Source organism: Streptomyces sp. V4I8 (genome assembly GCF_041261225.1).
Lineage (GTDB): Bacteria > Actinomycetota > Actinomycetes > Streptomycetales > Streptomycetaceae > Streptomyces.
This window is the reverse complement of sequence record NZ_JBGCCN010000001.1, coordinates 4052034-4073892: the sequence shown is the minus strand read 5'-3', so window position 1 is coordinate 4073892 and position 21859 is coordinate 4052034. Positions and strand designations below refer to the sequence as shown.

Below are 21859 nucleotides of genomic sequence, written 5' to 3'. Positions count from 1 at the left end.
GACTCGGGCCATGAGCAGCGAACCGCCTCCCGGCCCCGGTCAGCAGCCCCCGGAAGACGATCCGTTCAGGAAACAGCCCCCGCCGTCCGAAGGCTCGGGTTCGCCGTACGGTGACCAGCCGCCGTACGGCGGCCAACCCCCGCCCTCCTACGGCGGCGGCCCCTATGGCGGTGGCCCCTACGGCGGTGACCCGTACGGCGGCGGCGGTCACCCCGCCGACCCCCTCGCCGGGATGCCGCCGCTCGCCGACAGCGGCAAGCGCACCCTGGCCCGCATCATCGACATGATCCTGGTGGGCGTCGTCGTCTGGCTGCTCACCTGGGGCTTCGGCGTCACCGAGTACGACATGGACACCGACCAGGTGGAGTACGGCAAGTCCTTCGTGCAGTCGCTGGTCGCCGCCGTGCTGTTCATCGGCTACGACACCATCATGACCGCGAGGACGGGTCAGACGCTCGGCAAGAAGCTGCTCAACATGCGGGTGGCCAACCTCGACAACGGCGCCACACCGTCCGTGCAGGCCTCGCTGATCCGGGCAGCGGTGCTGTGGATCCCGTTCGCGTTCTGCTGCGCCTGCATCTGGACCGTGATCGCCGGCGGCTGGAGCTTCTTCGACAAGCCCTACAAACAGGGCCTGCACGACAAGGCGGCGAAGACGGTCGTGGTCAGCACCGGCAACTGAGGGTCAGGACTGGGTCAGTACGGGTTCCTCCGCCTGTTCCCGGTCGGCGTGGGCGCGGGCGGGCTTGCGCACCGCCACCACGCGGGGCTTCTTGGGCATGGGCACCGTCATGGCGACCAGGAGCCCTAGCAGCAGCGCCGCGACGGCGATGACCGCGATCCCCGCACCCGAACTCGTCTGCGACAGCAGCAGCATGGCGAGCGTCGAGAAGATCACGGTGCACGAGCCGTAAGCGAGCTGTGCGGCAGTCGGACGAGGCATGATCATCGCGTCCTCGGAATCAGGGGTGCACGGGGGTCTCGGCCTGGCTTTCCGCCGACGTCCGGGCGTTCCGCCATCCGACTCTAACCGCGTGCATGCCCGAGAGGAACAAACCGTAAGCGTGACCTAACCAACAGTGCCGGTGCACGGGGGGCGCACGGAGTCATCGCGTCCAGCAAGTGGACAGTGCCACGCGCCGTTGCCGGAAGGGTTGTTGTCCGCTAAACGAACATCGACTCCGCATAGTGCAATTGACCTGTCCAAGTCAAGGTCTGTATTTTTTGCTTAACCTCTAGTCAAATGTCGTCACTTGACTACACGCGTTGATCAGGCGCTCGCGGGAACCTCCATGACCAGGACCCTTCCTTCCGCGTGCCCGGACGCGGGGGAGGAAGCAAGTGACCAGTAGACCCTGGACGTTCAGAACGGCGGCAACAGCCGTCGCGCTCGCGACGGCGGCGGCGACGTTCTCGACTTTCGCGGTGGCTCAGGCCGACGAAGGCGCGCCGGCGTCCGTGGAGCGGCACGACCCGGCGGAGCACACTCACGCCGACCACAACCTCGACGGCCCGATGAGCAAGACCCAGGAGGCTCAGCGCGAAGAGGCCCTGAACCAGGTCATATCGGGCAAGAGCAAGGTGAAGGAGCGCGACGGCTCCAAGGTCGTCGAGCTCAAGAGCAAGAAGGGCGACAGCAAGTACGTCGAGCTGGGCCGCGAGCAGACCGACAAGATCTTCACGATCCTGGTCGAGTTCGGCGACCAGATCGGCGAGTTCGGCGGCACGCCCGGCCCGGCGCACAACCAGATAGCCGAGCCCGACCGCAAGAAGGACAACTCGACGGCCTGGCAGGCGGACTACAACCAGAAGCACTACCAGGACCTCTACTTCGGCACCGGCAAGAAGACCGAGTCGCTGAAGAAGTACTACGAGAAGCAGTCCTCGGGCCGCTACTCGGTCGACGGCGAGGTCACCGACTGGGTCAAGGTCCCGTACAACGAGGCCCGCTACGGCAACAACGCCTGCGGCCAGACCAACTGCTCCAGCGTCTGGAACGTCGTCAGCGACGGTCTGAACGCGTGGGTCGCCCAGCAGAAGGCAGCTGGGCGGACCGACGCCGAGATCAAGGCGGACGTCACGCAGTTCGACCAGTGGGACCGCTACGACTTCGACGGCGACGGCGACTTCAACGAGGCCGACGGCTACATCGACCACTTCCAGATCGTGCACGCCGGTGAGGACGAGTCCGCGGGCGGCGGCGCGCAGGGCACCGACGCGATCTGGGCCCACCGCTGGTACGCGTTCGGCACCGACGCCGGTGCCACCGGTCCCGCCGGCAACAAGCTGGGCGGCGCGCAGATCGGCTCCACCGGCATCTGGGTGGGCGACTACACCGTCCAGCCGGAGAACGGCGGCCTGGGCGTCTTCGCCCACGAGTACGGTCACGACCTCGGTCTGCCGGACCACTACGACACCTCCGGCGGCGAGAACTCCACCGGCTTCTGGACCCTGATGTCCTCCGGTTCCTGGCTCGGCACCGGCAAGAAGGAGATCGGTGACCTGCCCGGCGACATGACCGCCTGGGACAAGCTCCAGCTGGGCTGGCTGAACTACGACACGGCGAAGGCCGCGACGACCTCCGAGCACAAGCTGGGCCTCGCCGAGTACAACACCCGGCACAAGCAGGCCCTCGTGGTCAACCTGCCCAAGAAGAAGGTCACCACCGAGATCGTGCAGCCCGCGCAGGGCGCGAACCAGTGGTGGAGCGGCAGCGGCGACAACCTCGCCAACACCCTGACCCGTTCCGTGGACCTCACGGGCAAGTCGGCGGCCTCGCTCACCCTCGACGGCTGGTACGACATCGAGGCGGAGTACGACTACCTCTACACCGAGGTCTCGACCGACGGCGGCGCCAACTGGACCGCGGTCGACGGCACGGTCGACGGTGCGGCCCTCCCGAAGGACGCCAGCGGCAAGCCCGCGCTCACCGGCACGGTGGACGGCTACAAGAAGCTGGTCTTCCCGCTCGACGCCTACGCCGGCAAGAAGGTCGACCTGCGCTTCCGCTACCAGACGGACGGCGGCGTGGCCCAGAAGGGCTTCGCGGCCGACGAGATCACCGTGACCGCCGACGGCACGGCGGTGTTCTCGGACAACGCCGAGAGCGCGGACGCCGCTTGGAAGACCAAGGGCTTCTCCCGTATCGGCGCGTCCATCACGGACGACTACGCGCAGTACTACATCGCCGAGAACCGTCAGTACGTGTCGTACGACAAGACCCTGAAGACGGGCCCGTACAACTTCGGCTTCTCGTCGACCCGTCCGGACTGGGTGGAGCACTACGCGTACCAGAACGGCCTGTTGATCTGGAAGTGGGACACCTCCCAGGCGGACAACAACACCAGCCAGCACCAGGGTGTCGGTCTGATCCTGCCGGTCGACTCCCACCCGGAGCCGCTGAAGTGGTCCGACGGCACGCTGATGCGCAACCGCATCCAGTCCTACGACTCGCCGTTCAGCACGTTCCGCACGGACGGCATGACGCTGCACAACGCGGACGTCGCGACCCGGATCCCGTCGCGTGCGGGGGTGCCGGTCTTCAACGACCACACCAGCACGTACTACAGCGCCGAGACGCCCACCGCGGGTGTCAAGATCACTGACACCAACACCAAGATCAAGATCATCAAGGAGCCCAAGGATGGCTCGACGATCACGGTCGAGGTCGGCGCCGCGGTGAAGTAAACGGCATAATTGCAGGTCAGAGCGTGATCGGCGGCAGCCCCCTGGCGGGTTGCCGCCGATCGTGTTTAGGTGCACCCTGTGCTTCCGTTATTGACACCGGCATGCACGCCGACCCTGACCCTGACCCTGACTCGCACGGGGGTGTGACCGCATGGCCGCAGGAGGTTTCTGCAAGCTGCCGACCGGCAGCGTGGTGGTGGCGCTGAACCTGCCCAGACCCACCACCGACGGCACGGGCTGCGTCCGTGTCCTCGTCCACGCCCAGAACCGCGCCCGAGCCCTGACCAGGCTCCGCAACCTGGGCATGCGCGCGGTGTACCTGCGAGGCAACGCCGCCCCACCGACCCCCGACGAGGTCACCGCGGTCCTGCACCACCCGGACGGCCTGATATGGCGAACGGCGCCTGACAACGGTGTCGTCATGGTCCCGGAACTGTGGCACCCGATCCGCGCCCTCTTGAGACGCCCAGCGGCAACGCCCTGAGGGGCGGCGGGCTCGGTGGCGCAGGCGTGAAAGCCAACGGTCTGGCAGTGCCCCAGGGGCGCGGGGCTGTGTCGATATGCGGCTCCGCCGCGTGGGCGCGACCAGCCACAACGGCGCGGCACCCGCCAGACGGCCCCTCGCGGCACCCCGGAGCGCGCCCGGCCCGGCGGAGCCCTACGCGACCACCGGCTTCCCCAGCAGCTCGACCCCCGCCTCCCGCATCTCCTCCAGCGCCCGCTCGGTGGTCTCCGCGGCCACCCCCGCGGTCAGGTCCAGCAGCACCTGCGTACGGAACCCCTCCCGCGCGGCGTCCAGCGCGGTGGCCCGCACACAGTGGTCCGTGGCGATGCCCACCACGTCCACCTCGGAGACCTCCCTGGCCCGCAGCCAGTCGGCCAGCCGCACGCCGTTCTCGTCGGCCCCCTCGAAGCCGCTGTACGCCGCCGCGTACGCGCCCTTGTCGAACACGGCGTCGATGGCGCCGGAGGCGACCGCGGGGGCGAAGTTCGGGTGGAAGCCGACGCCCTCCGTGCCGGCGACGCAGTGCGCCGGCCAGGAGTGGGCGAAGTCGGGGTTCGTGGAGAAGTGACCGCCGGGGGCGATGTGGTGGTCGCGGGTGGCGACGACGTGCTGGTAGCCGGACCCGGCCGCCTGCCCGATCAGCTCGGTGACGGCGGCGGCCACATCGGCACCGCCGGCCACCGCGAGGCTGCCCCCTTCGCAGAAGTCGTTCTGCACATCTACGACGATCAAGGCGCGGCGCATGGTCGGTGTCCTTCGGTTATGGACGCTGGGGTCGGGACGGTGAAACAGGGTGCTGGCCCGGCCGTGAACTTCCGAGCCTAGAGACTTCGGGTGCTGTTCGGGAGGGGGCATTGCGCGCGCACGCCGGGCGCGCTCGCTTCACGCCCCCGTCCGGCTCTCCGAGCGCCCGTTGACATACTCCGTCGGGATGACAGGTTCCCCGCGCGAGAGCTGCGTGGCGGACAGCGGCAGACTGGCGCGAGCGGCCGCGTGCCGGTCCCGTACGACGTCCAGCGGCTCCCGGGCCACCACATCGCCGCCCTTGACCAGCTCGACCAGCAGCTGCCGGTCGGCGAGCTCGGCCGGAACCGGCCCGGTGCCGACGACCTCGGCCTCCGCGGCGCCGTACTCGTCCAGGCGCCGCGCGGCCCACTTGCGGCCGCCGATGGACGTCTTGCCGCCGCTCGACTTCTTGGCCACCGGCACGAGCGGCGCGCCGGCGTCGGTGGACTCGGCGCGGGCGACCAGCTTGTAGACCATCGAGCAGGTCGGGTGCCCGGACCCGGTCACCAGCTGGGTGCCGACGCCGTACGCGTCCACGGGCGCCGCCGCCAGCGAGGCGATGGCGTACTCGTCCAGGTCGGAGGTCACGATGATCCGCGTGTCCGTCGCGCCCAGTTCGTCCAGCTGCTGCCGGACCCGGTGCGCTACCAGCAGCAGGTCGCCCGAGTCGATCCGGACGGCGCCCAGCTCGGGCCCGGCGACCTCCACGGCCGTACGGACCGCTTCGGCGACGTCGTAGGTGTCCACGAGCAGCGTCGTGCCCCGGCCCATGGAGTCCACCTGGGCCTGGAAGGCGTCCCGCTCGCGGTCGTGCAGCAGGGTGAAGGCGTGGGCGCTGGTGCCGACGGTGGGGATGCCGTAGCGGAAGCCCGCGGCCAGGTCGGAGGTGGAGGTGAAGCCGCCGAGGTACGCGGCCCTGGACGCGGCCACCGCGGCCAGCTCGTGGGTGCGGCGGGCGCCCATCTCGATGAGCGGGCGGTCACCGGCGGCCGACGCCATCCGGGAGGCGGCGGCGGCGATCGCCGAGTCGTGGTTGAGGATGGAGAGGATCACCGTCTCCAGCAGTACGCACTCGGCGAAGGTGCCCTCGACCCGCATGATCGGCGAGCCCGGGAAGTAGACCTCGCCCTCGGGGTAGCCCCAGACGTCGCCGGAGAAGCGGTAGCCCGCGAGCCAGTCCAGGGTCTCCTCGTCGACGATCTTCCGCTCGCGCAGGAAGGCGAGGACGTCCGGGTCGAAGCGGAAGTTCTCGACGGCGTCCAGCACCCGGCCGGTGCCGGCCACGACGCCGTAGCGCCGTCCCTCGGGCAGCCGCCGGGTGAAGACCTCGAAGACGCTCCGCCGCTGGGCGGTGCCGGCCTTCAGGGCGGCCTGCAGCATCGTGAACTCGTACTGATCCGTGAAGAGCGCCGTCGAGGGAACGTCTACCGGCAGCCCAAGGTCCGCTGTGTTCATGACTGAGGATGGTACCCCCATTTCGTCACTCTGACGATTTGTGGGGTGGAGGTCACAACGGGCGCGGCAGCGCAGCCCGTTTGTGCGACCACCCCCCTCGGGTGGCAGCATGGGCTCTGTGACGTCACCCGCACCCCTGGAGATCGAACGAACCGAGTCGGCGGAGGAGGTCTTCGCCGTCCCCGAGCCGGACGTCCCCTGGGTCACGATCGTGCACAACGACCCGGTCAACCTCATGAGCTACGTGACCTACGTGTTCCAGTCCTACTTCGGCTACACCAAGGACAAGGCCACCAAGCTCATGCTCGATGTCCACCACAAGGGCCGGGCGGTCGTCTCCAGCGGCACGCGCGAGGAGATGGAACGCGACGTGCAGGCCATGCACGGCTACGGTCTGTGGGCCACTCTCCAGCACGACCGCAAGTGACCAGTTCGCCCGCGAAGGACCGGAAGTAGCGAATCGCCTCCATGCCAGGAACCTTCGAACCGCTCCCCGGCGGCGGCGCGGCCGTCGCCCTCGATGACGTCGAGATCTCCATCATCCGGTCGCTGGCCGTCCAGCTCCTGGAACTCATCGGGCCCGGCCCCGCCGAGGACGCCCCCGACGACCCGCTCGCCGAGCTGTTCGCCGAGGGCCCGAGCGAACCGCCCGCCGACCCGGTCCTCAGGCGGCTCTTCCCGGACGCGTACAGCGACCCGGAGGCGACCCCCGGCCCCAAGGAGGCCGAGGAGCAGCGGGCGTATTCCTCGGAGTTCCGCCGCTTCACCGAGAACGACCTGCGGGCCGGCAAGCGGAACAGCGCGCTCGCGGTGGTGCGTTCCCTGGACGAGCTCAGCTCCGCCTCCGCCGGCGAGGGCGGTGCGGTGCTCAAGCTCTCCCCCGAGGAGTCCCAGCAGTGGCTCGGCGCCCTCAACGACCTGCGGCTGGCCATAGGCTCCCGGCTGGAGATCACCGACGAGGACGACACCGACCTGCTCTACCGGCTGCCGGACGAGGACCCGCGCAAGCCGATGGTGATGGCGTATCTGTGGCTGGGCGGACTCCAGGAGACGCTGGTCGCCACGCTCATGCCGTGAAGTTTCCGAACGACGGCCAGTGGGCCCTGCCGTCCACCGGCAGGGCCCACTGGCCGTCGTTCGGCTCGCTCAGTTCAGCAACGCGGTGATGCAGCCGGTCGCTCCCGCACCCACGGCCTGCTTGGCGACCTTGCTCGCCAGATCCTTGTTGAACCTGCCGACGACCAGCGAGATCGCGGCTCCGACCGACGCGTTGACGAGGCACTTCTTCGTCTTCTTGCTCATCTTGAGTCCGCCGACCAGCAGCGCGCAGGACTCCTTGTCGCCGTAGTGGCACTTGCTGGCGGCGATGTCCTGCCACGTGTCGATCCTGGGCGTCCGCGACGCCGAGCTGTGCTGCGGCTGGGCGACGGCCGGTGCGGCCCCCAGGGCCAGCGAGCCGAGTACGGCGAGGGAGACGATCTTGAGCTTCATTGGTGTTCCCCTGATGGTGATGCGTGGTGCGAGCCCGCGGTGGCGGTCGACCACCGCTGGTCAGCGGCCCGCGCCGAGCACGCTAGGAGCGTTGGCATGTGCAAGGCCAGAAAATTGATCAAGATCTGAGGAATGTGCCGGCCTCGGGGTGGGTCGTTTTTGTTCATTTGTTAACCGTTTGCGATTCAGTGCCTGTTCGCTCAGAGGATGCTCAGATCCGAATAACGATCCAGTCACCACCCAGGCTCCTTGTGTGGCGGTTTGTGCCCCGTGTCCGGACCTCCGTGTGGCGTGTGCCACGCCGCTCCGGTCGATCACTGCAACGGCCGTGATAAACCTTCTCGACCGCCCGCGGACGCCACCCCTGTCCACGGGGGGCGCCACCATGCCGGCGGATCGTCGGCTCGGCACCGCTCCATCCACATCCGGGGGGATCGTGACCCGATCCGGGGCCGCTTCGCAGGCTCGGATCACCATGGAGAAAGGCGCACCATTCATGACCTCAGTGCAGGTCGACAAGCATCGTGACGGCGACGGGGCCGACGGTGCCGCGACGGAGGACGGCGAGGGGTATCAGCGCGGGCTAGGGGCCCGGCAGATCCAGATGATCGCCATCGGCGGTGCCATCGGTACCGGCCTGTTCCTCGGTGCGGGCAAGGGCATCTCCAAGGCCGGGCCCAGTCTGATCCTGGCGTACGCCATCGCGGGCCTCGTGATCTTCTTCATCATGCGGGCGCTCGGCGAACTGCTGCTGTACCGCCCGGTCTCCGGCTCCTTCGCGGACTACGCCCGTGAGTTCATCGGTCCGTTCGCGGGGTTCGTCACCGGCTGGACGTACTGGCTGTTCTGGGTCGTCACCGGCATCACCGAGGTCACCGCCGCGGCCGCCTACATGACGTACTGGTTCGACATGCCGCAGTGGGTCTCGGCACTGATCTTCACCGTCATCCTCTACGGCGCCAATCTGATCTCCGTGAAGCTCTTCGGTGAGCTGGAGTTCTGGTTCTCGATGGTCAAGGTCACTGCGATCATCGGCATGATCCTCATCTGCGCGGGCATCCTGACGCTCGGCTTCTCGGACGCCGGCGACACCGCTTCCGTGACCCACCTGTGGAGCGAAGGCGGATTCTTCCCGCACGGCATCGGCAGCACGCTGATGACCTTGCAGATGGTGATGTTCGCCTTCCTCGCCGTCGAGTTGGTCGGCGTCACCGCGGGCGAGTCCAAGGACCCCAAGACCGTGCTGCCCAAGGCGATCAACACCGTGCCGTGGCGTATCGCCGTCTTCTACGTCGGCGCCCTGATCATGATCCTCTCGGTGGTGCCCTGGACCCACTTCCAGCCCGGCATCAGCCCCTTCGTGGCCGCCTTCGAGAAGATGGGCCTCGCCGCCGGCGCGGGCATCGTGAACTTCGTCGTCCTGACCGCCGCCCTGTCGTCCTGCAACTCCGGCATGTACTCCACCGGCCGCATGCTGCGCAATCTCGCGCTCAACAGCCAGGGGCCGAAGCTCTTCACCCGGCTCACGAAGAACGGCCTGCCGCTGGCGGGCACCACGTTCTCCGCCGCGCTGATGCTGGTCGGCGTCTGGATCAACTACCAGTGGCCGGGCAAGGCGTTCGACTACGTGGTGTCCTTCGCGACCATCTCCGGCATGTGGGCTTGGATCGTCATCCTGATCTGCCAGCTTCGCTACCGTGCCAAGGCCGACCGCGGGGAACTGCCCCGGTCCGAGTTCCGGACGCCCGGCGCCCCCGTCACCAGCTGGTTCGCGCTCGCCTTCATCGGCATGGTGATCGTGCTGATGGGCATCGACAAGGACGCCCGTATCTCGCTGTACTGCGCACCGCTGTGGGGGCTGATCCTCGGCGTCTCCTACCTGGTGCTCAAGCGCCGCAATCCGCAGGCCGCGGCGTTCAAGAAGCGCTGACGAAGCCTCACCGAGGACGTCCAGCGGGGCGGGGCACTCGTGGTGCCCCGTTCCGCTGCCGCTCAGGGCGTCCGGTATATGGGCCGCCCCGTACCACCCTTCGGTACGGGGCGGCCCTCTGCTTATCCTGACGAGCATGCTGACCATCACCCAGGCCCTCGTCGACCAGATCGTCGCCCACGCGCGCAAGGACCACCCCGACGAGGCGTGCGGCGTCGTGGCGGGCCCGGCGGGCTCGGACCGCCCCGAGCGTTTCATCCCGATGCTGAACGCCGCGATGTCGCCCACGTTCTACGAGTTCGACTCCGGCGACCTGCTCAAGCTCTACCGCGAGATGGACGACCGCGACGAGGAGCCGGTGGTCATCTACCACTCCCACACGGCCACCGAGGCCTACCCCTCCCGCACCGACATCTCCTACGCCAACGAGCCGGACGCGCACTACGTCCTCGTCTCCACGGCCGACACCGACGGCCTCGGCGAGTTCCAGTTCCGCTCCTTCCGGATCGTCGACGGCGAGGTGACGGAGGAGGAAGTCAAGGTCGTCGAGGCGTACTGAGCACCCACTGAGCGCCCACTGAGCCCCGACCTGAACAGCGCGGTCTCACTCTCCGGCCCTCATCCGTCCGCGATGTGGGATCACCTTCCAAAAGCCGGACCGGGAATCGATACGATGACCCCATGGTTTTCCACGACGTGAGCGACAAGACGCCGGGCATGCTGCTCGTGGCGCGGCTGCACGTCGACCTGTGCAGGCTCGCCAGCGCCATCTGTTGACGCGACACCCTGCCGCCGTACGGCCGTGAGCCGCGGCGCCGCACACACGCACCACACCGCTGTTCCTGCGCTGCCGCGCGCGCCCTGACCGACTACTCCCGACAGGAGCCCCTAGCCATGGCCATCGAGGTCCGCATCCCCACCATCCTCCGCACCTACACCGACGGTCAGAAGGCGGTGGAGGGCAACGGGGACACCCTCGCCGAGCTGTTCACCGACCTCGAGACCCGGCACGCGGGCATCCAGGCCCGCATCGTGGACGGCGCCCAGCTGCGCCGTTTCGTCAACGTCTACCTGAACGACGAGGACGTCCGCTTCCTCGACGGCATCAACACCAAGCTCTCCGACGGCGACAACGTCACGATCCTGCCGGCCGTGGCCGGCGGCATGGCCTGATCCCTATGCGCTACGACTCCCCGCTCGCCGCGGTGGGCAACACCCCTCTGGTGCGCCTGCCGCGGTTGTCGCCGTCCGAGGACGTCCGCGTCTGGGCCAAGCTGGAGGACCGCAACCCCACCGGCTCGGTCAAGGACCGCCCGGCCCTGCACATGATCGAGCAGGCGGAGAAGGACGGCCGTCTCACCCCGGGCTGCACGATTCTGGAGCCGACCAGCGGCAACACCGGCATCTCCCTGGCGATGGCGGCGAAGCTCAAGGGCTACCGCATCGTGTGCGTGATGCCCGAGAACACCTCGCAGGAGCGCCGGGACCTGCTCGCCATGTGGGGCGCGGAGATCATCTCCAGCCCGGCCGCGGGCGGCTCCAACACCGCCGTACGGGTAGCCAAGGAACTCTCGGCGGAGCACCCCGACTGGGTGATGCTCTACCAGTACGGCAACCCGGACAACGCGGGCGCCCACTACGCCACGACCGGCCCGGAGATCCTCGCCGACCTCCCCTCGGTCACCCACTTCGTCGCCGGCCTCGGCACCACGGGCACCCTGATGGGCGTCGGCCGCTACCTGCGCGAGCACAAGCCGGACGTCAAGATCGTCGCGGCCGAACCGCGCTACGACGACCTGGTCTACGGCCTGCGCAACCTCGACGAGGGCTTCGTACCCGAGCTGTACGACGCCTCCGTCCTGACCACCCGCTTCTCGGTCGGCTCGGCCGACGCGGTCACCCGCACCCGGGAACTCCTCCAGCAGGAGGGCATCTTCGCGGGCGTCTCCACCGGCGCCGCGCTGCACGCCGCGATCGGCGTCGGAAACAAGGCGCTGAAGGCGGGCGAGTCCGCCGACATCGTGTTCGTCGTCGCCGACGGCGGCTGGAAGTACCTCTCGACCGGCGTCTACACGGCCGCGACGACGGAAGAGGCCATCGAGACGCTCCAGGGCCAGCTCTGGGCGTGAGCCGGCTCGGGGTCCGCGAGGCCCTGACGGGGCGAGTGACGGCGCCCTAGGCGAGGTGACGGACCTGGTCCCAGACGACCGGGTCCATCACCCCCACCCTCCGCCGGAAGTCGGACACCGGTACGTCCCGCAGCTCGCCCGTCTCCAGGAAGCTCGCCCGTCCGCGGGTGTCCCCGACGGAACCCGGCGGCAGCGGGATCACGCCGTGCCGTGCGTCCCGGTACTTGCTGGTGATCTTGGCGACGGTGACCCGCTGCCCGCGCACCGCGAGCACCAGACACGGCCGGTCCTTGCCCCCCGGCCCGTCCTCGTACGGCACGTTCGCCCACCAGATCTCCGCGGGCTCGGGACGAGTCCGGGCGCGCCCCCGCGTACGCCCCTCGGGCCGCCCCGGCGGCCGGGTGCGCCGCCCCTGGGGCCGGCGCCCGCGCCCCCACCCGTCGACGAGCGTGGCGACCAGCGCCAGCAGTACCAACGCCGCGAGCGCGAGCCACCAGGACGTGTCCATACGCACGAAGGTACCGGCGCCCAGCGACCCGCGCGCGCCTTCTCTCCTGCCTCACGCGCCCCGCATCCAGCCGAACGCGTGACACCACAGGTGAGTTCGCCCACAACAGCCCTAGGCGGAGGAGCGACCAAAGGTTTTGCGCCTTACGCTCGACAAACCGCACGACCCCCGACGCCCCTGTCCCCGATCTTCTGGATTTCCCGCCAGCGGAGGTTTCTGTTTCATGAAGCTCACCGTCGTCGGCTGCTCGGGGTCGTTCCCGTCCGCGGAATCGGCCTGCTCGAGCTACCTCGTCGAGGCCGACGGCTTCCGGTTGCTTCTCGACATGGGCAACGGCGCCCTGGGCGAGCTGCAGCGCCACTGCGGTCTCTACGACCTCGACGCGATCTTCCTCAGCCATCTGCACGCCGACCACTGCATCGACATGTGCGCGTATTTCGTCGCGCGCTACTACCGGCACGACGGCGGCCGCTGCGACCCCATCCCGGTCTACGGACCCGAGGGCACCGAGCAGCGCCTGACCACCGCCTACGCCGACACCCCCACCGCCTCGTCCATGAGCGAGGTCTTCGACTTCCACACGGTCAAGCCGTCCACCTTCGAGATCGGCCCGTTCACGGTGCACACGGAACGCGTGGCCCACCCGGTGGAGGCGTACGGCATCCGGATCGAGCACGCAGGGAAGATCCTGACCTACTCCGGCGACACGGGCATCAGCACGGCCCTGGACGAACTCGCCCGCGACGCCGACCTGTTCCTGTGCGAGGCCGCGTTCACGCACGGCAAGGAGAACATCCCCGACCTGCACCTCAACGGCCGCGAGGCAGGCCAGACGGCGGCCCGCGCGGGCGCCCGCCGCATGGTCCTCACCCACATCCCGCCGTGGACCGACCCCCAGGTCAACCTGGCCGACGCGCGCGAGGTCTACGACGGTCCGGTGGAGCTGGCGGCGCCCAGGCAGACGTACCAGATCTAGCGGGTCGAGATCTGGCCGGCCGAAACCCGGCCGACCGAGAGACAGCCCGTACGGGGTTCAGGCCCGTATGCGCGCGAAGGCCCCGGAACCTTCCCGGTTCCGGGGCCTTCGTCATGCCATAGCGCTTACGCCTTGGTGAGGTCCTCGATCTCTTCCTCGGGCTCGCGGCCGGGGGTGGGGAGGTTGAACCTGATGATCGCGAACCGGAAGACGGTGTAGTAGATCGCCGCGAAGACCAGGCCGATCGGGATGATCATCCATGGCCGGGTGGCCAGGTTCCAGTTCAGGGCGTAGTCGATGAAGCCCGCGGAGAAGTTGAAGCCCGCATGGACGCCCAGCCCCCAGGTGACGGCCATGGACACTGCGGTCAGGACCGCGTGGATGACGTACAGGAGCGGGGCGATGAACATGAACGAGAACTCGATCGGCTCGGTCACACCGGTCACGAAGGAGGTCAGCGCGAGCGAGATCATCATGCCCATCACGGCCTTGCGGCGCTCGGGGCGAGCACAGTGAGCGATGGCGATCGCGGCGGCCGGCAGACCGAACATCATGATCGGGAAGAAGCCGGACATGAACATTCCGGCGGTCGGGTCACCGGCCAGGAAGCGGCTGTAGTCGCCGTGGACGACCTCGCCGGCGGCGTCCTTGAAGTCGCCGAGCTGGAACCATGCCACCGTATTCACGAACTGGTGCATGCCGATCGGGATGAGTGCGCGGTTGATCGCACCGAAGAGGGCGGCGCCTGCGGAGCCGAGGCCCGTCATCCACTCGCCGAAGTTGCCGATGGCCTCACCGATCGGCTCCCAGACCAGTCCGAAGAAGACGCCGACGGCGACACCGACGAAGGCCATGATGATCGGCACGAGGCGCCGACCGTTGAAGAAGCCGAGCCAGTCCACCAGCTTCTTGCGGTGATACCGCTGCCACAGGACCGCCGAGAGCAGGCCCATGATGATGCCGCCGAGCACACCGGGGTTGTTGTAGGTCGCGGCTATGTCCGCGCCCTGCTGGATCTTGGCCTCGGTGACCGGGAAGGCCTCCAGGACCTTGCTGTAGACCAGGAAGCCCACCAGCGCGGCGAGGGCGGTCGAACCGTCGGACTTCTTGGCGAAACCGATGGCCACGCCGATGCAGAAGAGCAGGGGGAGACTGCCCGTGATGGCGCCGCCCGCCTTGTCGAAGACCGAGGCGACCTTGTCCCAGCCGAGGCCCTCGGCCCCGAAGACGTCCGGCTGCCCGAGCCGGACCATGAGGCCCGCCGCCGGCAACACGGCGATGGGCAGCTGCAGGCTGCGTCCGACCTTCTGCAGGCCCTGGAAAAGACCGGATCCCCACTTCTTTGTGGGGGCCGCCGATGCGGTGGCGGTGCTCATAGACTTCCTCCATCGGGTGGTGGTCTACACCACTCAGTGGTGTAGACCTGTTGTAGCACGATGAAGGTGAGATAAGGAACCCGCGATTCCCGGGGGATTTTCCGGACCCGTTTCAGCCCTTTTGTCAGCCCTTCGTCACGTCCTCGACCTCGTCCTCCGGTTCCCTGCCCGGTGTCCTGAGATCAAACTTCGTGATCGCGAAACGGAAGATCGCGTAATACACGACGGCAAAGCAGAGGCCGATCGGAATGATGGCCCAGGGTCTCGTCGCCAGGTTCCAGTTGATGATGTAGTCGATCAGGCCGGCCGAGAAGCTGAACCCGTCGTGGACCCCCAGACCCCAGGTCACGGCCATGGACACGCCTGTCAGAAGGGCGTGCACCGCGTACAGCAGGGGGGCGATGAACATGAACGAGTATTCGATCGGTTCCGTGATCCCGGTGACGAAGGACGTCAGCGCCACCGACGTCATCAGGCCGGCGACCTCTTTGCGGCGGTGCGGCTTGGCGCAGTGGGTGATGGCGAGGGCCGCGGCCGGGAGCGCGAACATCATGATCGGGAAGAAGCCCGAGGTGAACAGGCCGGCGTTCGGGTCGCCCTGGAGGAACATGTTGATGTCGCCGTGCACCACCTCGCCGTCGGGCTTGGTGTAGCTGCCGAACTGGAACCAGATGGGCACGTTCAGGAACTGGTGGAGCCCGATCACCAGCAGCGCGCGGTTGGCGACGCCGAACACGCCCGCGCCCCAGGCGCCCAGGTCTCTCATCCACTCGCTGAAGCTCTCCAGCGCGTCACCGATCGGCGGCCAGACCCACAGGCACAGCACCGCGAACACGATCGCCACGAACGCCATGATGATCGGGACGAGCCGCCGCCCGTTGAAGAAGCCGAGCCAGTCCACCAGCTTCGTCCGGTGGTAGCGCTGCCAGAAGAAGGCCGCCAGCAGGCCGATGACGATGCCGCCGAAGACGCCCGGGTTCTGGTACTCGTACGCGCTCACCGTCCCGTCGGCCGCGGCGCAGCCGATGTCGGTGATCTCCTTCGTCCCGTCCGGACAGTCCTCGGGGAACTCGAGCAGCACGCTGTAGTAGACGAGGAACCCGGTCACCGCCGCCAGTGCCGTCGAGCCGTCCGCCTTCTTCGCCATGCCGATGGCCACACCGACACAGAACAGCAGCGGCAGCCCGAGCGAGCTGTCGAGCAGCCCCCCACCCGCCCCGTCCATCACCTTCGAGACGTTGTCCCAGCCCAGCCCGTCGTCCTCGAACACATCCGGCTGGCCGAGGCGGTTGAGGATGCCCGCGGCCGGCAGAACGGCGATGGGGAGCTGAAGGCTGCGCCCCATCTTCTGCAGCCCCTGGAACGCCGCCTGCCACCGCCTGCGCGCGGGGGAGATCTCGGTCTCGGCACTCATGGGTTGGCGACCGCCTGTTAGGTGGTGTAGACCAGTTACCGACGATTGGGTTGCTGTGACGTCATCCTTCGGTACTCACCACGCACCCGCTCGTAAAGTTGGGCCAACAGTGCGTGAGGAGACCGAAATGGCCAGCAAGGCTGAGAAGATCGTCGCCGGGCTCGGCGGCATCGACAACATCGAGGAGATCGAGGGCTGCATCACCCGGCTCCGCACCGAGGTCAGCGACCCCGCGCTGGTCGACGAGACCGCCCTGAAGGCCGCCGGCGCCCACGGCGTCGTGAAGATGGGCACCGCCATCCAGGTCGTCATCGGCACCGACGCCGACCCGATCGCGGCGGAGATCGAAGACATGATGTGAAGCGCGGGCATCGTCCCGGCTTCAGCCCCTGAGGGACTCCCGGCTTCACCCCTGAGGGCCCCTTCCCACCACGGGAGGGGCCCTTCCCCGTGGGCCGCTAGGCTCAACGCCATGTCCTCAATGCCTCGAATCGACGGCCGCACCCCCGAACAGCTCCGCCCGGTCACCATCGAACGCGCCTGGAGCAAGCACGCAGAGGGCTCCGTCCTCGTCTCCTTCGGCGACACGAAGGTCCTGTGCACCGCCTCCTTCACCGAAGGCGTCCCGCGCTGGCGCAAGGGCAGCGGCGAGGGCTGGGTCACCGCGGAGTACGCCATGCTGCCGCGTGCCACCAACACCCGCGGCGACCGCGAGTCCGTCCGGGGCAAGATCGGCGGCCGCACCCACGAGATCAGCCGCCTCATCGGCCGTTCCCTGCGCGCGGTCATCGACTACAAGGCGCTCGGCGAGAACACCGTCGTCCTCGACTGCGACGTCCTCCAGGCCGACGGCGGCACCCGCACGGCCGCCATCACCGGTGCCTACGTCGCCCTCGCCGACGCCATTTCCTGGGCCCAGGGCAAGAAGCTGATCAAGGCCGGCCGCAAGCCGCTCACCGGCACCGTCAGCGCTGTCTCGGTCGGCATCGTCGGCGGCGTACCGCTCCTCGACCTGCGCTACGAGGAGGACGTGAAGGCCGACACCGACATGAACGTCGTCTGCACCGGCGACGGCCGCTTCGTCGAGGTCCAGGGCACCGCCGAGGCCGAACCCTTCGCCCGCGAGGAGCTCAACGCCCTGCTGGACCTCGCGGTTTCGGGCTGCGGGGAGCTGGCGGAGCTCCAGCGCAAGGCACTTGATACCGTCCTCGAAAAGTAAAGGACGCACCAAGAAGAGCCGCAGCTCCGGGCAACCGCGCGGCCCCGCGTGGCGTCATTGGGGGTAAGGGCGTACGGCACACCGCTGTACGCCCGGCCAGTGACCAACGGGGGCCCTGCGAGGCCTGGGAGCAGGGAGGGAACGTCAACCATGGCCACGAGCCGACGCCGCCGGAGCCGTATCGCCATAGCCGCCGCAGCCGTCGCGGCAGTCGGGCTGACGGCCGGGCTGACCACCGGCTGCGACGCCGTCAGCAAGGCGATGGACTGCGTCCAGACCGCTGACGCCATCGCCGACAGCGTCACCGAACTCCAGCAGGCCGTGGAGGGCGCCGCGAACGACCCGACGCAGCTCGAGGAGTCGCTGACCTCCATCGACAAGAACCTCGACAAGATCGGCGACAAGACGGACAACGCCGACGTCAACAAGGCGGTGGACGACCTCCAGAGGGCCGTCACCAACGTTCGCGACGCGGTGAAGAACGGTGATGAGACGCCCGACATCAGTCCGGTGACGGACGCGGCGGGTGAGCTGACCAAGGTCTGCACGCCGTAACGCTGCGACAACGCTGCGCTGGCTGGGCGGGTACCTCTCGTCTGCCGGGTTCTGCGGGTGGGTGGCTGCGGGTTCGATGTTGCTGGTCGCGCCCACGCGGCGGAGCCGCACATCGACACAGCCCCGCGCCCCTTTGGGGCGCGTCCCCGTGGGCGCCAGACAGAAAGGCGCCCACGGGATACTGGTTCCCATGACCCGCCTCATCCTCGCCACCCGTAACGCCGGGAAGATCACCGAGCTCCGCGCGATCCTCGCCGACGCAGGTCTCGATCACGACCTCGTCGGCGCGGATGCCTACCCGGACATCCCCGACGTCAAGGAAACCGGCGTCACCTTCGCCGAGAACGCGCTGCTGAAGGCCCATGCGTTGGCCCAGGCGACGGGACTGCCCGCCGTCGCCGACGACTCGGGGCTGTGTGTCGACGTGCTGAACGGCGCCCCCGGCATCTTCTCGGCCCGCTGGGCCGGCCGGCACGGTGACGACCAGGCCAATCTGGAGCTGCTGCTGGCCCAGCTGGGCGACATCGACGACGCGCATCGGGGGGCGCACTTCGCGTGCGCGGCGGCGCTGGCGTTGCCGGACGGGACCGAGCGGGTGGTCGAGGGGCAGCTGAGGGGCAGCCTGCGGCACACACCGATGGGCACGAACGGCTTCGGATACGACCCCATCCTCCAGCCGGAGGGCGAGAGCCGGACCTGTGCCGAGCTGAGCCCCGAGGAGAAGAACGCCATCAGTCATCGGGGGAACGCGTTCCGGGCGTTGGTGCCGGTGGTGCGGGAGCTGTTGGGCTGAGGCACGCCGAAGGGCGCGGCGCCCAGTGGGGAGCCGCGCCCTGAAGGTGGGGCCGACGAGACTCGAACTCGCACTGTCCACTACCTAAAAGTGGTGCCTCCTGCCAGTTGGGCTACGGCCCCACGCACAGCTTACTGGTACTCGGCGAGCGGTCGCCGCTGGTCGCCTCCCCTGCACCATGTGTTGGTGATCGCGTGGCAGTTGGGGCACAGCAACCGCAGGTTCTCCCGTCGGTCGTCGCTCCAGTCCCCGTTGATGTGATCGACCTCCAATGTCATGGGTTTGCCGAGCCACTCGGGGCCGGTGCCGCAGCTGGCGCACTGTTCGGGTACGCCGATCTCGCGGAGCGCTCTACGGAGCTGCGGAGTCCTTGTCCGGTGCTTGCCTTCGTGCCGGACCAAGACGTCCTCCGGTCGCTTCAGGGGATTAGTGCTCGGCTTCCCACGCTGATGCGCCTGGCCCAGAAAGTGCGCGGTCGAGAGCTTCTCCTCAGCGATCCACTCACGCAACATCGCGCGCTGGCTGCCGTTGTCGGGGCGGCCGAGGTGACGCAGTACTTCAGTGATGGAGGCGGATTCCGCAACCGCTGTGCGCAGCTCCTTGGGTGCGGGCCTGGTGCGACGCCGCGTGAGCCTGCCGCAGTGTCGGAAATGTGAGATGTCGATGCCGAAGTGTTCGAAGCGCCTCTGCAGGTACCGCCGGAGGTTTTCGTACGGCCGGGTGCCGAAGAAGGCGATGACTTCGTCGATGTCCGAGCATTGAGCGGCGGCTTGGAGCATGCGCTCGCGGGTGTACTGAAGTGCGCTGCTCATCAGGCGCCACCCCGGAAGCGTCCCAAGCTGCGGCCGCGGTAAGTGTCCGTCGTGGAGTGGCAGTTGGGGCACAGCAATCGCAGGTTCTCGATCCGGTTGTTCCGCCAGTTGCCGTCGACGTGGTCGACCTCGAGCGGCAGCGGTTCTCCCAGCCAAACCGCCTCAACGCCGCACAGAGCACATTGCTCCCTGACGCCGAGTTCGAGCATCGCGCTCTTGAGCCGGTTGCTGGGTGTCCGCTTGGCGTGCGCCGAAGGATCTTCCACGAGGATCTCTGCTGGGGAGCGACGACGTCGGTTGTCCCGCATGTTCTCTGTACGGACCACGGTCGTGAAGTGCGAGGTGTCGATGCCGTACGCCTTGACCCGGCGGCTGATGTGCGTATGTTGCCCGCCGACGACCTCAACCCCGAGGCGGCGCAGCACCTCGCACATGTTCGTCGAGGCTGAAACTGCGGCTTCAAGGATCTCTCTCGTCCACCGCACCCCCTCCCGCTCGAAGTGCGACGTATCCACACCCAGCTTCTTCATCCGCTCCCGGATGTAGTGCCGCGTCGAGCTCTTCGGATCCACCCCCAACCTCCCCAACGCCTCCGACAACGTCCGCGCCCCCCGAGCCGCCTCCTCCAGCCGCTCCTTGGTGTACGCACTGGCCCCCATCGAGCCCCCTCCGTCTTGGGTCGCACGTTCGCAGCCCGTACAGAGCAACGAACCGTTTATCGGACGGTCACGGGACGGCTGATATGGTGTGGATCACCAGGCAAGCCTTCCGGGCTCGGGCAACCGAGCGCCCCGGGAGGCTTTTTTCATGACCATTCATCACGCGGTATGCGTACGCTCCGCCACCCCCGACGACCGTCCCACCGTCGAACGCCTCTGGCTTCTGTTCCGGCATGACATGTCCGAGTTCGGCGAGCAGCTGCCCAACCCGGACGGGAAGTTTCGAAAGGAGCGGCTGGAGGCGGCCTTCGCCGACGGCGTCGACTGGGCGCCTTATCTCTTCAGCAGGGGTGAGCATCCCGTCGGGTTCGCCTTCGTGCGGGCGATCGGTGGCCCCAGGCGTGTGCTCAACAGCTTCTTCGTCGTGCGGGGAGCGCGACGGGCCGGAGTCGGATTGTGGGCCGTGCGGGAGGTGGTGCGGCGGCATCCCGGGGAATGGGAGGTCGCCTTTCAGGAGGACAACCCGGCAGCCGTACGGTTTTGGCGGCGCGTCGCCGAGGAGCTCGCGCCGGGGGAGTGGAGGGAGGAGCGCAGGCCGGTGCCCGGGCGGGCCGACCTGGCTCCCGACGTCTGGATCTCGTTCAGATGCCCAGGTCCTTGATGATCTTCGCCACGTGGCCGGTCGCCCGCACGTTGTACAGCGCCCGCTCGACCTTGCCCTCCTCGTCCACGACGATCGTGGACCGGATGACGCCCATGTACGTCTTGCCGTAGTTCTTCTTCTCGCCGTACGCCCCGTAGGCCTCGGTGACGGACTTCTCCGGGTCGGCGAGCAGCGTGACCTTCAGGGACTCCTGCTCGCGGAACTTGGCGAGCTTCTCCGGCTTGTCGGGGGAGACGCCGATCACGTCGTACCCGGCGCCGGCCAGGAGCTCCAGGTTGTCCGTGAAGTCGCAGGCCTGCTTGGTGCAGCCGGGCGTCAGGGCCGCCGGGTAGAAGTACACGATGACCTTGCGGCCCTTGTAGTCCGACAGGGACACCTCGTTGCCGTCGGCGTCGGGCAGGGTGAAGGCGGGGGCCACGTCCCCCGGCTGGAGTCGCTCGCTCATCGAACCAGCGTAACCGGGGAGCCTGACGGTGCGGTCCGGCGTGGAGCTGACAGACTGTCCGGAAACAGCATCAGCTTCACTTCGGAGGCCGAACCGTGGCGGACACGTCGGACACCAGAACCCCGGCGCAGATCGAGGCGGACATCAAGGCCCGTCGCGCAGTGCTGGCCGAGACGCTCGACGAGATCGGGGTGCGTGTGCACCCGAAGACGATCGTCGGCGACGCCAAGGCCAAGGTCGTCTCGAACATCGACCACACGCTCGGACGGGCCTACGTCGGGGTCAACCGGGCCGTGAGCGATGTGCGGGCCAAGTTCACCGATGAGGAGGGCGCGCCCCGCCTGGAGCGGATCGTGCCCGTGGCCCTCGTCGCCGTCGGTCTCGTGGGCCTGCTGGCCCTCGGCACCCGGCGCCGCAGGGGCTGAGCGACGGTGGACCCGGCGGCGTACGCGGAC

General features: G+C 68.2%; 27 protein-coding genes and 1 tRNA gene. 17 read left to right on the top strand and 11 right to left on the bottom strand.

What is annotated here, in order from left to right:
* Positions 1-10 precede the first annotated feature (10 nt).
* Positions 11-682 carry an RDD family protein gene (locus ABIE67_RS18535; protein WP_370258751.1) on the top strand — a complete coding sequence of 224 codons (672 nt, stop codon included), beginning with the start codon at positions 11-13 and terminating at the stop codon, positions 680-682.
* Positions 683-685: 3 nt separating this feature from the next.
* Here the strand turns inward: ABIE67_RS18535 and ABIE67_RS18530 are convergent, their stop codons facing one another.
* Complete coding sequence (locus tag ABIE67_RS18530; protein WP_370258749.1) at positions 686-949, bottom strand: hypothetical protein; 264 nt, start codon at positions 947-949, stop codon at positions 686-688.
* 392 nt (positions 950-1341) lie between these two features.
* Between ABIE67_RS18530 and ABIE67_RS18525 the strand changes: the two genes are divergently transcribed.
* Positions 1342-3687, top strand: coding sequence for an immune inhibitor A domain-containing protein (locus tag ABIE67_RS18525; protein WP_370258745.1), 2346 nt, complete (start codon positions 1342-1344; stop codon positions 3685-3687).
* A 151-nt stretch (positions 3688-3838) separates the two neighbouring features.
* Positions 3839-4171, top strand: a complete 333-nt coding sequence (locus tag ABIE67_RS18520) for a hypothetical protein (protein ID WP_370258742.1) — start codon at positions 3839-3841, stop codon at positions 4169-4171.
* Between the two features lie 174 nt (positions 4172-4345).
* On the opposite strand, the gene ABIE67_RS18515 is transcribed toward ABIE67_RS18520, so the two are convergent.
* Together ABIE67_RS18515 and ABIE67_RS18510 are read right to left on the bottom strand one after the other, a co-directional pair.
* Positions 4346-4936, bottom strand: a complete 591-nt coding sequence (locus ABIE67_RS18515) for an isochorismatase family protein (RefSeq protein ID WP_370258738.1) — start codon at positions 4934-4936, stop codon at positions 4346-4348.
* Between the two features lie 138 nt (positions 4937-5074).
* Positions 5075-6433, bottom strand: coding sequence for a nicotinate phosphoribosyltransferase (locus ABIE67_RS18510; RefSeq protein ID WP_370258733.1), 1359 nt, complete (start codon positions 6431-6433; stop codon positions 5075-5077).
* Positions 6434-6542: 109 nt separating this feature from the next.
* Here ABIE67_RS18510 and clpS point away from each other — a divergent pair, with 109 nt between their 5' ends.
* The gene (clpS, locus tag ABIE67_RS18505; RefSeq protein WP_030053518.1) at positions 6543-6860 is read left to right on the top strand and encodes an ATP-dependent Clp protease adapter ClpS; all 318 of its coding nucleotides are present in this window, start codon (positions 6543-6545) and stop codon (positions 6858-6860) included.
* A gap of 41 nt (positions 6861-6901) precedes the next feature.
* Entirely contained in the window at positions 6902-7510 is a 609-nt protein-coding gene (locus tag ABIE67_RS18500; RefSeq protein WP_370258729.1) for a DUF2017 domain-containing protein, read from the top strand.
* Between the two features lie 69 nt (positions 7511-7579).
* Here ABIE67_RS18500 and ABIE67_RS18495 read toward each other — a convergent pair whose 3' ends face one another.
* Positions 7580-7924 carry a hypothetical protein gene (locus ABIE67_RS18495; protein ID WP_370258726.1) on the bottom strand — a complete coding sequence of 115 codons (345 nt, stop codon included), beginning with the start codon at positions 7922-7924 and terminating at the stop codon, positions 7580-7582.
* 496 nt (positions 7925-8420) lie between these two features.
* Here ABIE67_RS18495 and ABIE67_RS18490 point away from each other — a divergent pair, with 496 nt between their 5' ends.
* The 5 genes from ABIE67_RS18490 to ABIE67_RS18470 all read left to right on the top strand — a co-directional run bounded on the left by ABIE67_RS18490 (position 8421) and on the right by ABIE67_RS18470 (position 11983).
* A complete protein-coding gene (locus ABIE67_RS18490) occupies positions 8421-9854 on the top strand; it encodes an amino acid permease (protein ID WP_370258721.1) in 1434 nt (477 codons plus the stop codon).
* A 136-nt stretch (positions 9855-9990) separates the two neighbouring features.
* Positions 9991-10413 carry a Mov34/MPN/PAD-1 family protein gene (locus tag ABIE67_RS18485; RefSeq protein WP_370258716.1) on the top strand — a complete coding sequence of 141 codons (423 nt, stop codon included), beginning with the start codon at positions 9991-9993 and terminating at the stop codon, positions 10411-10413.
* Between the two features lie 122 nt (positions 10414-10535).
* Positions 10536-10631: a putative leader peptide gene (locus ABIE67_RS18480; RefSeq protein ID WP_020270288.1), complete on the top strand. Its 96-nt coding sequence runs from the start codon at positions 10536-10538 to the stop codon at positions 10629-10631.
* A gap of 117 nt (positions 10632-10748) precedes the next feature.
* The gene (locus ABIE67_RS18475; protein WP_370258714.1) at positions 10749-11027 is read left to right on the top strand and encodes a MoaD/ThiS family protein; all 279 of its coding nucleotides are present in this window, start codon (positions 10749-10751) and stop codon (positions 11025-11027) included.
* Between the two features lie 5 nt (positions 11028-11032).
* Positions 11033-11983, top strand: coding sequence for a PLP-dependent cysteine synthase family protein (locus tag ABIE67_RS18470; protein WP_370258712.1), 951 nt, complete (start codon positions 11033-11035; stop codon positions 11981-11983).
* Positions 11984-12029: 46 nt separating this feature from the next.
* Here ABIE67_RS18470 and ABIE67_RS18465 read toward each other — a convergent pair whose 3' ends face one another.
* Positions 12030-12491, bottom strand: coding sequence for a type II toxin-antitoxin system PemK/MazF family toxin (locus ABIE67_RS18465; RefSeq protein ID WP_370258710.1), 462 nt, complete (start codon positions 12489-12491; stop codon positions 12030-12032).
* 223 nt (positions 12492-12714) lie between these two features.
* Here ABIE67_RS18465 and ABIE67_RS18460 point away from each other — a divergent pair, with 223 nt between their 5' ends.
* Positions 12715-13467 (top strand): MBL fold metallo-hydrolase, encoded by a 753-nt coding sequence (locus ABIE67_RS18460; RefSeq protein ID WP_370258706.1) that lies wholly within the window; start codon positions 12715-12717, stop codon positions 13465-13467.
* Positions 13468-13592: 125 nt separating this feature from the next.
* On the opposite strand, the gene ABIE67_RS18455 is transcribed toward ABIE67_RS18460, so the two are convergent.
* Both ABIE67_RS18455 and ABIE67_RS18450 read right to left on the bottom strand, forming a co-directional pair.
* On the bottom strand, positions 13593-14843 hold the full coding sequence (locus ABIE67_RS18455) for a PTS transporter subunit EIIC (protein WP_370258703.1): 1251 nt from the start codon (positions 14841-14843) through the stop codon (positions 13593-13595).
* Between the two features lie 124 nt (positions 14844-14967).
* Entirely contained in the window at positions 14968-16257 is a 1290-nt protein-coding gene (locus ABIE67_RS18450) for a PTS transporter subunit EIIC (protein WP_370258699.1), read from the bottom strand.
* Positions 16258-16384: 127 nt separating this feature from the next.
* Between ABIE67_RS18450 and ABIE67_RS18445 the strand changes: the two genes are divergently transcribed.
* From ABIE67_RS18445 to rdgB, 4 genes are all read left to right on the top strand, one after another.
* Positions 16385-16618 (top strand): glucose PTS transporter subunit EIIB, encoded by a 234-nt coding sequence (locus ABIE67_RS18445; protein WP_128428783.1) that lies wholly within the window; start codon positions 16385-16387, stop codon positions 16616-16618.
* 120 nt (positions 16619-16738) lie between these two features.
* Positions 16739-17476: a ribonuclease PH gene (gene rph, locus ABIE67_RS18440; protein ID WP_370268711.1), complete on the top strand. Its 738-nt coding sequence runs from the start codon at positions 16739-16741 to the stop codon at positions 17474-17476.
* 150 nt (positions 17477-17626) lie between these two features.
* Positions 17627-18031: a hypothetical protein gene (locus ABIE67_RS18435; RefSeq protein WP_370258693.1), complete on the top strand. Its 405-nt coding sequence runs from the start codon at positions 17627-17629 to the stop codon at positions 18029-18031.
* Positions 18032-18221: 190 nt separating this feature from the next.
* The gene (gene rdgB / locus ABIE67_RS18430) at positions 18222-18824 is read left to right on the top strand and encodes an RdgB/HAM1 family non-canonical purine NTP pyrophosphatase (protein WP_370258691.1); all 603 of its coding nucleotides are present in this window, start codon (positions 18222-18224) and stop codon (positions 18822-18824) included.
* A 47-nt stretch (positions 18825-18871) separates the two neighbouring features.
* Here the strand turns inward: rdgB and ABIE67_RS18425 are convergent.
* From ABIE67_RS18425 to ABIE67_RS18415, 3 genes are all read right to left on the bottom strand, one after another.
* Positions 18872-18946 (bottom strand) — tRNA-Leu (locus tag ABIE67_RS18425).
* Between the two features lie 9 nt (positions 18947-18955).
* Positions 18956-19636, bottom strand: coding sequence for an HNH endonuclease (locus ABIE67_RS18420; protein WP_370258689.1), 681 nt, complete (start codon positions 19634-19636; stop codon positions 18956-18958).
* A complete protein-coding gene (locus ABIE67_RS18415) occupies positions 19636-20295 on the bottom strand; it encodes an HNH endonuclease signature motif containing protein (RefSeq protein WP_370258687.1) in 660 nt (219 codons plus the stop codon). The genes ABIE67_RS18420 and ABIE67_RS18415 overlap by 1 nt, the downstream gene beginning before the upstream one ends.
* A 148-nt stretch (positions 20296-20443) precedes the next feature.
* Here ABIE67_RS18415 and ABIE67_RS18410 point away from each other — a divergent pair, with 148 nt between their 5' ends.
* The gene (locus ABIE67_RS18410; protein WP_370258685.1) at positions 20444-20956 is read left to right on the top strand and encodes a GNAT family N-acetyltransferase; all 513 of its coding nucleotides are present in this window, start codon (positions 20444-20446) and stop codon (positions 20954-20956) included.
* On the opposite strand, the gene bcp is transcribed toward ABIE67_RS18410, so the two are convergent.
* A complete protein-coding gene (gene bcp, locus ABIE67_RS18405; protein WP_370258683.1) occupies positions 20937-21404 on the bottom strand; it encodes a thioredoxin-dependent thiol peroxidase in 468 nt (155 codons plus the stop codon). The genes ABIE67_RS18410 and bcp overlap by 20 nt on opposite strands.
* A gap of 95 nt (positions 21405-21499) precedes the next feature.
* Between bcp and ABIE67_RS18400 the strand changes: the two genes are divergently transcribed.
* Positions 21500-21829 (top strand): DUF3618 domain-containing protein, encoded by a 330-nt coding sequence (locus ABIE67_RS18400; RefSeq protein WP_030051088.1) that lies wholly within the window; start codon positions 21500-21502, stop codon positions 21827-21829.
* Positions 21830-21859: the final 30 nt, after the last annotated feature.

Excerpts from the sequence above, each read along its gene's own strand:
- ABIE67_RS18460 (WP_370258706.1), top strand. The coding sequence starts at position 12,715 with ATGAAGCTCACCGTCGTCGGCTGCTCGGGGTCGTTCCCGTCCGCGGAA.
- ABIE67_RS18530 (WP_370258749.1), bottom strand. The coding sequence starts at position 949 with ATGATCATGCCTCGTCCGACTGCCGCACAGCTCGCTTACGGCTCGTGC.
- ABIE67_RS18490 (WP_370258721.1), top strand. The coding sequence starts at position 8,421 with ATGACCTCAGTGCAGGTCGACAAGCATCGTGACGGCGACGGGGCCGAC.
- ABIE67_RS18470 (WP_370258712.1), top strand. The coding sequence starts at position 11,033 with ATGCGCTACGACTCCCCGCTCGCCGCGGTGGGCAACACCCCTCTGGTG.
- ABIE67_RS18420 (WP_370258689.1), bottom strand. The coding sequence starts at position 19,636 with ATGAGCAGCGCACTTCAGTACACCCGCGAGCGCATGCTCCAAGCCGCC.
- ABIE67_RS18485 (WP_370258716.1), top strand. The coding sequence starts at position 9,991 with ATGCTGACCATCACCCAGGCCCTCGTCGACCAGATCGTCGCCCACGCG.
- ABIE67_RS18410 (WP_370258685.1), top strand. The coding sequence starts at position 20,444 with ATGACCATTCATCACGCGGTATGCGTACGCTCCGCCACCCCCGACGAC.
- ABIE67_RS18465 (WP_370258710.1), bottom strand. The coding sequence starts at position 12,491 with ATGGACACGTCCTGGTGGCTCGCGCTCGCGGCGTTGGTACTGCTGGCG.
- rdgB (WP_370258691.1), top strand. The coding sequence starts at position 18,222 with ATGACCCGCCTCATCCTCGCCACCCGTAACGCCGGGAAGATCACCGAG.
- ABIE67_RS18510 (WP_370258733.1), bottom strand. The coding sequence starts at position 6,433 with ATGAACACAGCGGACCTTGGGCTGCCGGTAGACGTTCCCTCGACGGCG.
- ABIE67_RS18435 (WP_370258693.1), top strand. The coding sequence starts at position 17,627 with ATGGCCACGAGCCGACGCCGCCGGAGCCGTATCGCCATAGCCGCCGCA.
- ABIE67_RS18455 (WP_370258703.1), bottom strand. The coding sequence starts at position 14,843 with ATGAGCACCGCCACCGCATCGGCGGCCCCCACAAAGAAGTGGGGATCC.
- rph (WP_370268711.1), top strand. The coding sequence starts at position 16,739 with ATGCCTCGAATCGACGGCCGCACCCCCGAACAGCTCCGCCCGGTCACC.
- ABIE67_RS18445 (WP_128428783.1), top strand. The coding sequence starts at position 16,385 with ATGGCCAGCAAGGCTGAGAAGATCGTCGCCGGGCTCGGCGGCATCGAC.
- ABIE67_RS18500 (WP_370258729.1), top strand. The coding sequence starts at position 6,902 with ATGCCAGGAACCTTCGAACCGCTCCCCGGCGGCGGCGCGGCCGTCGCC.
- ABIE67_RS18495 (WP_370258726.1), bottom strand. The coding sequence starts at position 7,924 with ATGAAGCTCAAGATCGTCTCCCTCGCCGTACTCGGCTCGCTGGCCCTG.
- ABIE67_RS18450 (WP_370258699.1), bottom strand. The coding sequence starts at position 16,257 with ATGAGTGCCGAGACCGAGATCTCCCCCGCGCGCAGGCGGTGGCAGGCG.
- ABIE67_RS18535 (WP_370258751.1), top strand. The coding sequence starts at position 11 with ATGAGCAGCGAACCGCCTCCCGGCCCCGGTCAGCAGCCCCCGGAAGAC.
- ABIE67_RS18480 (WP_020270288.1), top strand. The coding sequence starts at position 10,536 with ATGGTTTTCCACGACGTGAGCGACAAGACGCCGGGCATGCTGCTCGTG.
- ABIE67_RS18415 (WP_370258687.1), bottom strand. The coding sequence starts at position 20,295 with ATGGGGGCCAGTGCGTACACCAAGGAGCGGCTGGAGGAGGCGGCTCGG.
- ABIE67_RS18520 (WP_370258742.1), top strand. The coding sequence starts at position 3,839 with ATGGCCGCAGGAGGTTTCTGCAAGCTGCCGACCGGCAGCGTGGTGGTG.
- ABIE67_RS18475 (WP_370258714.1), top strand. The coding sequence starts at position 10,749 with ATGGCCATCGAGGTCCGCATCCCCACCATCCTCCGCACCTACACCGAC.
- ABIE67_RS18515 (WP_370258738.1), bottom strand. The coding sequence starts at position 4,936 with ATGCGCCGCGCCTTGATCGTCGTAGATGTGCAGAACGACTTCTGCGAA.
- bcp (WP_370258683.1), bottom strand. The coding sequence starts at position 21,404 with ATGAGCGAGCGACTCCAGCCGGGGGACGTGGCCCCCGCCTTCACCCTG.
- clpS (WP_030053518.1), top strand. The coding sequence starts at position 6,543 with ATGGGCTCTGTGACGTCACCCGCACCCCTGGAGATCGAACGAACCGAG.